Here is a 10,581-nt window from a genome sequence, read left to right as displayed (position 1 = left end):
CGCTGAGGCTGCAAAGAAAACACGAAAGGAGGCCAAAACATTGACCGCGTCATAAACCACGACGCATAACTGAGGGTGGGTCAAATCTCGGTGAAAATACCGGGTCAGTTCTCAGTGACAATCAACAGGTGACCATTCAAGCCCAAATCTTGGCGCTTCTGGGTGAGCTGCAAAGCGATCTTGGCCTGTCGCTTATGCTGATCACGCATGATCTGGGCGTGGTCGCGGCCATCGCTGACGATGTCGCGGTGATGTACGCCGGACGCATCGCCGAACGCGCGCCCGCCGCTGACCTCTTTGCCGCGCCGCGCCATCCCTATACCCAAGGCCTACTTGCTGCGATCCCGGTGCCGGGCGTCACCCCGCGCGGGAGCGAATTGCCCGCCATTCCGGGCCGCGTGCCGGGGCTGATCGGCACGATGCGGGGCTGCGCCTTTCGCGACCGCTGCGCCCTTGCGGGACCGGGCTGCATCAATGACCCGGTGCCGCGCGTCGACACCGGTCCCGGTCATTTCGTTGAATGTGTCAAGGCAGCGGAGGTGGCAGCATGACGCTCCCCAGGATCCGAATGACCAACATCCGCAAAGCCTACCGTCTGCGCCGCGGCATGTTCGCTCCGACCGAGGAGCTGGTGGCGGTCAACGACCTGTCGCTTGAGGTGTCCGAGGGTGAAACGCTTGGGCTCGTTGGCGAATCCGGTTGCGGCAAAAGCACGGCGGTCAGCATTATGCTGGGCTTGTTGCAGCCCGACCAAGGCGAGGTCGAGATCGCGGGCCAGAAGATCGGCGCCATGCCGGTGGCCGACCGGGTGCGGCTGATCCAACCGGTGTTTCAGAACCCCAATGCCTCGCTCAACCCGGTCAAGCGCATTCAGACCCTCGTCGGCCAGCCGCTGCGCCTGCACGGCGGCACAGATGTCGACGCCGAGGTCAAGCGAATGCTCGATCTGGTGGGGCTGCCCGCGCGATTGGCAGACGCCTATCCCGGCGAGCTTTCGGGCGGGCAAAGGCAGCGTGTCGCCATCGCCCGCGCGCTCATCCTCGGCCCGCGTGTGCTGATCTGTGACGAGCCGACCTCGGCACTCGATGTCTCGGTACAGGCGCAGATCATCAATCTGCTGCTTTCGCTCAAGAAAGAGCTTGGCCTCACGATGGTTTTCGTCAGCCACAATCTGGCCGTGGTCGAGCATTTGGCCGACCACGTGGCTGTTATGTACCTTGGGCAGAAGATTGAAGAAGCTGGAACCGATACACTTTTCGAAAATCCCTGCCATCCCTATACACGTGCCCTTCTTGCCGCGACCTTGTTACCGGACCCACAGGTAGGGCTGCCGGAACAAAAGCTGGGCGCGGCGGCGGCGGACCCGTTTGCCGCACGTCGCGGGTGCCTTTTCGCGCCGCGCTGTCCGGATGTGCGGGAAAGCTGTGTCAAAGGCCCGCAAGAACTCCGGGAGTTGCGCGACACCCATGTCAGGTGCGAGCGGGCGGCATGACGTCGTGTTCCTTCTATCGCTGAACCACGCCGGTGAGCATTTCGGCAACGCGCTGTTTTGCTTTACGTGCAGGAACGAGACCCGCAGCCCAGAGCCCTTCGCCAAACATAAGGGCAGGCTGCGGTAAATCGCGATCAATCGGCAGAACCTGCGCGAGGCGCTAGGTGGTAATCCCCCCACTGAAGCGGACCACCCCTGCAGGCCGATCTTGGCTAGCTTTTTGAGCAACACCACTTACGTAGACTTCTTCGACAGCGCGGTCATCCCCCATGATTTGCAGCACGAACAACTCCTCCGCGAGGCTCTCGGCGCGCTCCATGCGCAGGGCCATCGCGCTTGTGGCGGATGAGTTTAAAATCACAATGTCTGCCTCTGTTCCCGATGCCAACGTACCGATTTTGTCCTCCAGACCCAGAACATTGGCGTTGCCTCGTGTCGCCCAATCGAAAGCTTGGAGCGGGTGCATAGATTGCCCCTGTAGCTGCAGAACTTTATAGCCCTCCTTCAGAGTTTGGAGCATCGAATAACTTGTGCCTGCGCCTACGTCTGTCGCAATCCCGCTTTGAACGCCATGCGCAGTTAGGTTGCGATGATCAAACAGACCGCTACCGAGAAAAAGGTTCGAGGTGGGGCAGAACACGGGATGCGCGCCGGTTTCCGCCAGCGCGTCAACCTCTCTAGGTTCGAGATGAATGGCGTGCCCTAACAATGTGTTGTCCCGCAACAGGCCGTAGGACTGGTACACATCCAAATAATCACGCGCCTGCGGATAAAGCTCTCTGGTAAAGGCGATTTCATCTTTGTTTTCGGCCAAATGCGTCTGGATGTGGCAATCAGAATGCTCCGCACCGAGCGCCATCGCCGTTTCCATCTGCTCTGGCGATGACGTGATGCCGAACCGGGGCGTTATGACATAGCCGTTCCGGCCTTTGCCGTGCCATTCGGAGATCAGCGCTTTTGTGTCGTCATACCCTTTCTGCGGCGTGTCGAGAAGATCGGCTGGCGCATTGCGGTCCATCAAGACCTTACCGCCCAGCATCCGCATATTGCGCCGCGTCGCTTCTGAGAAAAAAGCATCACCCGAGGTCTTGTGAACCGAACAATATGCGGCGGCGCTGGTCGTGCCATGCGCAACCAACTGATCAAAGAACGCCTGTGCCATGCGGTGACTGTGGTCTTCGCAGGCAAAGCGCGTTTCTTCCGGGAAAGTGTAATTGTTGAGCCAATCCAGCAGTTGCGAACCCCATGAGGCGATTACCTGCACTTGCGGAAAGTGAATATGGGTGTCGATGAAACCTGCCATCATCAAATGGGGGCGGTGATCCGTGATCGGCGCATCGGGGGCTCTGGCCAATATACTGTCGAAGGGACCACCGTCTTGAATGATGCCATCGCTGATCAACAAACCGGCATCTTCAAGGTAGGTGTAGGCTTGGGTATCAGAGCCATCTTGCGGCGCGCGGTGAAAGGTCAACAGGCGACCGCGAAGCAGTTTTTGGGTCATAGGGTTCTCAAATCTAGGGAAGAGTTTAGAGGGGCGGCGACCAGCCGCCCATCGTTTGGTTACGCCTGATGGGCGGGCATATCTTCGTCCATGAAGTCTGGCTCATCGGGCACGACAATGCGGTGCTCTAGGTCCTCTTTCGGTGCGACCAGCGGATATAGGTACATGAAGGCGCCGATGATCAGGTAGCCTATGGTGATCGGGTCCAGCTGCGGCAGTTGCAGCTTGTAGGAATGAATGATCCCGACCGACGACATCAAAGACGCGGCGATTGCAAAACCGCCTGCCATTTTGAAGCGGCCGTCAATGATGTCAGCGACGATCGCACCCCAGATAAGTCCGGTGATAATTGCCCCCTGACTAAGCGCCAGATGGCCTTCGTAATGCGCGCCTTCCATCAAAAGCGCGGCGGTGAGCGCTTCGTCACCTAAAGATGGCAGACCCTCAACGCCGGAACTGCGCAGGGCATTCATCAACGAACCCCACTTGGTCACCAAGAAAGCCGAGATATGCGGCAGGATGGCGAAGGATACGGCGGCCATATGCATCGGCTCTACCGCCCATGCCGTATTGGTGATCAGGCTGACGGATACGAAGACCAAGACCGGCGCGGCCGCGGCAACCGGGATCAGACCCCCAAGGAACGACAAGAGCCCGACAAATGCGGCAGCGGCGATCACGACAGCAACACCAATGATATAGCCCGCATGTGCGTCAAGCCGTTTATAGGCGGGATGGCCGATGTAGACAGTCGTCGGAAAGGGCGATCCAAAGAGGGCGCCCAGCATCGTGCCCGCCCCATCAGTGACCTGACACAGACCGACCGGATAGTGGTCGCCTGCCGCTTCCGCGGATTCCACGTTATTCATGGTTTCGATGAAGTTGTAGATCTGCACCGGGATCAGCACGAGGAACAGTTCAGGGTTCGCGAACAGGTACTGAATGCCGGCAAGTAGATCGCCGATGTAGGGAACCGGCGGGTAGAACCCGATTCCGCTCACGTCAACTTTGGACTTCCCCAAGACAATGGCGATCACTGTACCCGCAGCGATTGCCACCAGACCGGCAGGCAAGTTGCCCGGAAGGCGAAACCGTCCGATCAGCCCCCATAGGATGAACAACAACGAGGTGAAGGCGATGATCGGGCTTTCGAAAATCTGCGCCAAGGGCACCGAGCCGATAAACACAAGCGCAATGCCGCATAGGGTGCCGAGCATGCCCGCGCGCGGCGTGATCTCTTTCAACCAGGGCCCGACGATAGCCCCAAGTGCGGCGACGACACCGCCCATGAAGCCCGCCCCGATGCCGACCTGCCATGCCAGCAACGGGTCGTTCGTGGCCCAGTAGATTGGCCCGATGACCCCGAACAGATAGACGAACATCACGGGTGTCGAGATGCCGTAGGGCAGGGCGGTCACGTCTTTGCCCTGTTTGTTGGCTGCCCATTTGGCCATATAGGTATAGACTGCAACACCGGCCAGAATGGCGATGGCCGCGCCGGGTACGATGCGGCCAAAAACGATCTCGGGCTGCATCTGAAACACGAACTGGCAAACGCCAGTGAGGATCAGCAAGTTCACAAGGTTGTCGGTAAATAACGCCCAAAAAGCGTTAAAATCGCTGCGTGCAAACAGCTTGTAGTTATAAGTCCTCCCGTCCATGACGGTCTCCTCCACTGATAGGGCGGAACGCCTCTGGCCAATCAGGCCAGTCTCCCCGTTCGGCCCAGATATGCGCGCCCGTGGGGCGCTTCTATTGCCCCGATCGGGGCGGTTGCGGCAGTTTCAGTGGTCAATTCAGCGATCACCTCGGCAACCACGAAGGCTGCGATGACGCTGGGCCGCTTGTCGCGGCTACCGCATGCCCCAATAGGGCAATTCAAATCTTCGATCGTTTGGCCGTCGCAGTGCATGCGCGCCCAGTTTTTAAATTTTGCGCGCTTGGTCGCCGAGCCGATCAAACCGACGTACAGGGCATCACCACGCTCCAACGCGGCGGAGGTCAGCAGAAAGTCTAACGCATGGTCATGGGTCAGAACGATAAAGGCACTGCCTGCTGGCGCGCTCCAGATATCGGCCTCTGGCAGCACGCTGATACGGGTCTCTACCGCTGCTGTATTGAGGGCGATCTCCTCGGTTCGGGTGTCAATCAGGGTGCATCTGACGGGCAAATGTTGAAACAGGTCGGCCAAGGCCCGCCCGACATGACCGGCCCCCATGACATAGACATGAGGCAGGGCGGCTTTTGTCTCGCGAGCCCGGTCCACTGCGACGCGCTTGTCTGATGACCGCATCCGTGTCAGGCGGATTTCGACCCTCCCCCCGCAGCATTGGCCGATCTCGGGGCCAAGCGGCACGTCCAACTCGCGCACCAAATCTCCGCTCTGCAGCATGTCCCGCGCTGTTTGGATGGCCAGAAATTCCAGCTGGCCACCGCCTATCGTTCCCCAAAGCCCTTGGGCAGAGGCAAACATCTCAGTTCCCTCGTTCCGGGGAGAGGAGCCGCGCACGCGGGTCAGTGCGACGCGAATGACCGATGCATGTGCCGCAAGAAATTCATCCAAAGAAACGGCGCTATTCGACATGGTTCACCCCTCGGCCTGCAACCGTGTCACAGCCAGCAACACCCGTTCCGGTGTGGCCGGCGCATCAAGACGCGGGCACGCGCGGTAGTTGGCCACCGAAGCAACGGCCATCGACAGCGCTTCGAACACCGAAATGCCAAGCATGAAGGGCGGCTCTCCTACCGCCTTGGAGCGCTTCACGGTCAGTTCGCGGTTCTCCGACCAGTCGGCTAGGTTCACGTTGAATATGCGTGGGCGGTCGGAAGCGAGGGGAATTTTGTATGTAGAGGGCGCATGGGTCCGCAGTCGTCCGGCATCGTCCCACCATAACTCTTCGGTTGTGAGCCAGCCCATACCTTGGATGAACGCGCCTTCGACCTGGCCTTTGTCGAGCGCCGGATTGAGGGAACGGCCCACATCATGCAGGATGTCGGTACGCTCGATACGGTACTCGCCCGTCAATGTGTCGATTGTCACTTCAGAGCATGCTGCGCCGTAAGCATAGTAATAGAACGGACGCCCTTGGCCTTTGGCGCGGTCCCAGTGAATTTTCGGCGTCTTGTAGAAACCGGTCGCCGAAAGCTGCACGCGGGCAAGATAGGCCTGCTTGATGAAGGCCGCAAATGTCAGGATGTCTTTGCCAATAAAGACATGATTGGCGTGGAAACTTACCTCTTCTGCGGTAACACCCCAAGTTTTCGTCGCGAACTCGACCAACCGCGCTTTGATTTGTTCCACCGCGTTGAGCGCGGCCATGCCGTTCAGGTCGGTTCCGCTGGAGGCGGCGGTTGCCGACGTGTTCGGCACTTTCTCAGTGGTGGTCTTGGTAATCTTGATCCGCTCAAAATCGACCTGAAACGCCTCGGCGACGATCTGTGCCACCTTGGTGTTCAACCCCTGACCCATCTCTGTGCCGCCGTGGTTCAGGTGGATTGAGCCGTCGTTATAGACATGCACCAATGCGCCGGCCTGATTGTACCACGTCGCCGTGAACGAGATCCCGAACTTGACCGGGGTCAGGGCAATCCCCTTTTTGAGCACCGGCGAGGTCTCATTGAAGGCCATGATGTCTTTGCGGCGCTGGCGGTAGTCAGAGGTGGTTTCCAACTCCTCGACAAGCCGTTCGAGAATGCTGTCTTCGACTTTCTGATGATAGGGCGTGATGTCTCGCCCTTCGCCGCCGTAGAAGTTCGCCTTGCGCACGTCCAGTGGGTCTTGGCCTGTGGCATAGGCGATCTCTTCGATAATGCGTTCTGCCGCCACCACCCCCTGCGGGCCGCCAAAGCCACGAAAAGCCGTGTTGGACACTGTGTTGGTCTTCATCGGATGGCTTTCAAGCCGCACATTCGGGTAAAAATAAGCGTTATCGGCGTGAAAGAGAGCGCGGTCGGTCACGGGCCCCGAGAGGTCAGACGAAAAACCGCACCGCGCGGCAAAGCTGCCATTCACCGCTTCGATTCGTCCCGCCGCGTCGAAAGACACATCATAGTCGATTACAAAATCGTGGCGTTTCCCCGTAGCCGTCATGTCTTGGTCCCGGTCGGGGCGGACATTCACGGCGCGGTTCCACTTTTTCGCCGCCATTGCGGCAACAGCGCAGAACAGGTTCATCTGGCTTTCCTTGCCGCCGAACCCGCCGCCCATGCGGCGCACGTTCACCACTACGGCATTCGAGGGCACGCCGAGAACTTGAGCCACCATATGCTGCGCCTCGGAGGGGTGCTGCGTGGAGGAATGCACGATGATATCATCGTCTTCCCCGGGAATGGCCAAGGCGATATGCCCTTCAAGGTACATGTGGTCCTGTCCGCCCACAGCAATCCTGCCCTTGATCCGATGCTTGGCGGTTTCCAGCGCCCCATCGACATCGCCGCGTTCGAGTTTCAACGGAGCGGTGACGTGTGGGTATCCCGCCTGTTGCGCCTGAATGGGATCAAGTGCATGGGGTAAAACATCGCAGTTGATCTTGGCTTTTTCTGCGGCGTGGCGCGCAATGTCCCGTGTCTCTGCGATCACCGCAAACAGGGGTTGGCCGTGAAATTGAATCACATCAGTGGGGAAAACCGGCTCATCATTCAGTCCCGTGGGGCTTAGGTCGTTGACGCCTGGCACATCCTCGGCCGTTAGGATGCCGATCACGCCCGGAGTTGCCAGAACATCGGTATAGTCGATGTCCAAAAGCGTCGCATGGGCAACATCCGAGACACCTAGATAGGCATGCAACGTGCCTTCGGGCAGCGTAATGTCGTCGGTGTAATCTGCCGCGCCCGTGACGTGTTTTGACGCGCTGTCATGAATGCGGTCGCTGTGGGCGGTGCCGGTAATGGAAACGTTGTCTTTCATTTTTGCGTCTCCTTGCTTTAAGCGTTGATCAGTTGAACGGGCGCGGCGCTTTGCGCATCCTGTTCCAGATAAAAACGGCGCAGAAGATTCTGAGCAGAGAGCTTTCGATACGCCGCAGAGGCGCGCCAGTCCGTAAGCGGTTCGAAATCCTCGGCCAGCGCTGCTGCGGCGGCCTCGAAGTTCTCTCGCGTCCAGCGCTGACCATTCAGTGCAGCTTCTGCCGCCGTTGCACGTTTGGGTGTCGCGGCCATGCCGCCAAAGGCAATGCGGGCATTGCTGATGACGTTTCCGGTTACCGTCATATGGATGCCAACGGCCACCGACGAGATATCCTCGTCGCGCCGTTTGGAGATTTTATAGGCAGCGTTCAAATCATCGGGGCCGGGCAGGGGAACCTGAATGCTCTCGACAAATTCCGCCGGTGCGCGGTCCTGCTTGCCATAGTCTATAAAGAACTTTTCAAGAGGCATGTTTCGGCGGGCAGCGCCGTGGCGGAGCGTGATCTCTGCGCCAAGCGCGATCAGGACGGGCGGGGTATCACCGATAGGAGAACCGTTGGCGATATTGCCCCCGACCGTGCCCATGTTTCGCACCTGCCATCCCGCGATACGGTTCCAGTAGGGGAGAAGATGGGGCAGGTGCTCTGACAGAATGGCCTGACAATCGGTGTAGCTGGCCCCGGCCCCGATTTCTAGCTGCCTTCCCTGACGCTCAACTGTTTTCAATGCGTTCAGATGGCCGGTGAAAATCGCGGGCCCGATTTTACGCAGGAATTTTGTCACCCATAGCCCGACGTCTGTGGACCCCGCCACGATGGTTGCGTTCGGGTAGCTCAAAAGGCATTCGGCCAGATCATCCACGTCAGCCGGGATGATGCTCAGGTTGTCTTCGGGGCCGGAGATGATGCGCTTGCCATGCTGAAGCGCTTGCAGTCGCGTTGTTATCTGCGCGCGTTCGGCATTCAGAAGATCCGATGATGGCGAGCCATAGCGCGACACGGCCACCGCTGCCTTGATGATGGGCTCATAGCCGGTGCAGCGGCACAGGTTCCCCTGTAGGGCCGTTTCAACCTCTTGCGATGTTGGTTCGGGCGTCTGCATCCAGAGCGCATAAAGCGACATGACAAATCCGGGTGTGCAGAAACCACATTGGCTCCCGTGATGTTCAATCATTGCTTCCTGAACAGGGTGCAGCCGACCTTTCGGACCGGAAAGATGTTCGACCGTGACCACATGACAACCGTTTACCGAGGCCAGAAACCGGATGCAGGCATTGATGGGCTCATAGACCAGCCCGGCATTGCCAAGCCGGCCCACCAGTACGGTACAGGCGCCGCAATCGCCTTCGGCGCAGCCTTCTTTTGACCCGGTCAGACGGCGTTCGAGCCGAAGAAAGTCCAAAAGCGTTTGACTTGCTGAAACGTCGTCCAACGTCACGTCTGTGCCGTTGAGAATGAAACGAATGTCGCGTTGATAGTCCAAGGGGTGCCTCCCAATCGCCAGTCTGGCTGTGATCGTCGCCGCTACGATAGACACAGTTGTTTAGGCGAAAAAATCACCGGAAACGCTAAATACTTTCAACAGAACGTTGAAAATCTGCCGGACCTTGGGCATGTTCATGTGGAAGGGGGCGCGCCGTATGTCTTATATCGAAAGCTTGCGCGTCTTCGTTCGCGTGATGGACTTGGGAAGTATCACCGCGGGCGGGCGGGACCTGAGGCTGACGCCTGCAGTTGCCAGCAAGCGTTTGAAAGAGCTAGAGAAACATCTCGGCGTGCGCCTGTTTAACAGGACGACCCGCTCGATAACCCCGACTGAGGTCGGCACCGTTTTTTACGATGAGGCCCATGCTATTTTGCAGGCGCTGGATAACGCCGAGGCCCGGGTCGCCAGCTTTTCCGACGCTCCGCGAGGCGCCCTGCGGATCACGGCACCGCTTGGGGTCGGGCGTCGAATAGTTGCACCATTGGTCCCGGAATTTTCTGAAACCTATCCTGATACTGAGATAAGGATGCGGCTGTCCGACCGACGGGTAGACATCATGGCAGACGGGCTTGATATCGCTTTCTTTATCGGGGAGCCGAGTGATTCCACGATGAAGCTGCGAAAGTTCGCGGATTGCGATCGGGTCTTATGTGCCTCTCCGGATTATCTTGCGCGCTGCGGAACGCCGATGACGCCTGACGATTTGCACGATCAGGCGCACAACTGCCTTTTGCTGCGGTATCCAAGATCGCCAGAGTATTATTGGACACTTCAGACCGATATGGGCCCCCGTAAGCTGGAGGTTCGCGGTCGGTTCGATGCTGATGACGGTGATGTACTGACCGATTGGGCGCTGGCCGGGCGCGGAATCATCAACAAGCCGCGCTTTGATGTGCGTGAACACCTCAAGTCGGGACGACTTGTCGAGGTACTGCCGCACACTCCGCCAAAGCCGACCATTTTTGGCTGCCTGTATCCCCACAAAAAGCTTCAGGATCCAAAGGTTCGTCTGTTCGTTGACCACATCGCACGAAACAGCAAACGCTTTTTCGTCTGAGTTCGACGCCCGTTCAGCGTTGCATTCTGGTGTGACGGATGGCCGGGCGCCTGCCGCCGCGCCAAAGGTTTTTTTGGCAATTGGAGTGGTGAAAGCGCGCTGTCGATGCCGTTAATTCTTTAAAATATATGCGGAATG

At 58.6% G+C, this 10,581-nt stretch carries 8 protein-coding genes; 3 read left to right on the top strand and 5 right to left on the bottom strand.

What is annotated here, in order from left to right:
* Positions 1 to 128 precede the first annotated feature (128 nt).
* Together J3456_RS06535 and J3456_RS06530 are read left to right on the top strand one after the other, a co-directional pair.
* Positions 129 to 551, top strand: a complete 423-nt coding sequence (locus J3456_RS06535) for an oligopeptide/dipeptide ABC transporter ATP-binding protein (protein WP_349579429.1) — start codon at positions 129 to 131, stop codon at positions 549 to 551.
* Positions 548 to 1,492: an oligopeptide/dipeptide ABC transporter ATP-binding protein gene (locus tag J3456_RS06530; protein ID WP_349579428.1), complete on the top strand. Its 945-nt coding sequence runs from the start codon at positions 548 to 550 to the stop codon at positions 1,490 to 1,492. The genes J3456_RS06535 and J3456_RS06530 overlap by 4 nt, the downstream gene beginning before the upstream one ends.
* Positions 1,493 to 1,652: 160 nt before the next feature.
* Here the strand turns inward: J3456_RS06530 and guaD are convergent, their stop codons facing one another.
* The 5 genes from guaD to xdhA are packed head-to-tail and all read right to left on the bottom strand — an operon-like array spanning position 1,653 to position 9,383.
* Positions 1,653 to 2,996, bottom strand: coding sequence for a guanine deaminase (gene guaD, locus J3456_RS06525; protein WP_349579427.1), 1,344 nt, complete (start codon positions 2,994 to 2,996; stop codon positions 1,653 to 1,655).
* A 59-nt stretch (positions 2,997 to 3,055) separates the two neighbouring features.
* The gene (locus tag J3456_RS06520) at positions 3,056 to 4,657 is read right to left on the bottom strand and encodes a xanthine/uracil/vitamin C permease (protein WP_349579426.1); all 1,602 of its coding nucleotides are present in this window, start codon (positions 4,655 to 4,657) and stop codon (positions 3,056 to 3,058) included.
* Between the two features lie 41 nt (positions 4,658 to 4,698).
* Positions 4,699 to 5,580: a xanthine dehydrogenase accessory protein XdhC gene (gene xdhC / locus J3456_RS06515; protein WP_349579425.1), complete on the bottom strand. Its 882-nt coding sequence runs from the start codon at positions 5,578 to 5,580 to the stop codon at positions 4,699 to 4,701.
* A 3-nt stretch (positions 5,581 to 5,583) separates the two neighbouring features.
* Complete coding sequence (xdhB, locus tag J3456_RS06510) at positions 5,584 to 7,902, bottom strand: xanthine dehydrogenase molybdopterin binding subunit (protein ID WP_349579424.1); 2,319 nt, start codon at positions 7,900 to 7,902, stop codon at positions 5,584 to 5,586.
* Between the two features lie 17 nt (positions 7,903 to 7,919).
* The gene (xdhA, locus tag J3456_RS06505) at positions 7,920 to 9,383 is read right to left on the bottom strand and encodes a xanthine dehydrogenase small subunit (protein WP_349579423.1); all 1,464 of its coding nucleotides are present in this window, start codon (positions 9,381 to 9,383) and stop codon (positions 7,920 to 7,922) included.
* Between the two features lie 157 nt (positions 9,384 to 9,540).
* Between xdhA and J3456_RS06500 the strand changes: the two genes are divergently transcribed.
* Positions 9,541 to 10,443, top strand: a complete 903-nt coding sequence (locus J3456_RS06500) for a LysR family transcriptional regulator (RefSeq protein ID WP_349579422.1) — start codon at positions 9,541 to 9,543, stop codon at positions 10,441 to 10,443.
* Positions 10,444 to 10,581: the final 138 nt, after the last annotated feature.

Source organism: Sulfitobacter sp. NFXS29 (assembly GCF_040148765.1).
GTDB lineage: Bacteria > Pseudomonadota > Alphaproteobacteria > Rhodobacterales > Rhodobacteraceae > Sulfitobacter.
This window is presented reverse-complemented; position numbering and strand designations above follow the sequence as displayed.

Excerpts from the sequence above, each read along its gene's own strand:
- J3456_RS06520 (WP_349579426.1), bottom strand. The coding sequence starts at position 4,657 with ATGGACGGGAGGACTTATAACTACAAGCTGTTTGCACGCAGCGATTTT.
- J3456_RS06500 (WP_349579422.1), top strand. The coding sequence starts at position 9,541 with ATGTCTTATATCGAAAGCTTGCGCGTCTTCGTTCGCGTGATGGACTTG.
- xdhC (WP_349579425.1), bottom strand. The coding sequence starts at position 5,580 with ATGTCGAATAGCGCCGTTTCTTTGGATGAATTTCTTGCGGCACATGCA.
- guaD (WP_349579427.1), bottom strand. The coding sequence starts at position 2,996 with ATGACCCAAAAACTGCTTCGCGGTCGCCTGTTGACCTTTCACCGCGCG.
- J3456_RS06530 (WP_349579428.1), top strand. The coding sequence starts at position 548 with ATGACGCTCCCCAGGATCCGAATGACCAACATCCGCAAAGCCTACCGT.
- xdhB (WP_349579424.1), bottom strand. The coding sequence starts at position 7,902 with ATGAAAGACAACGTTTCCATTACCGGCACCGCCCACAGCGACCGCATT.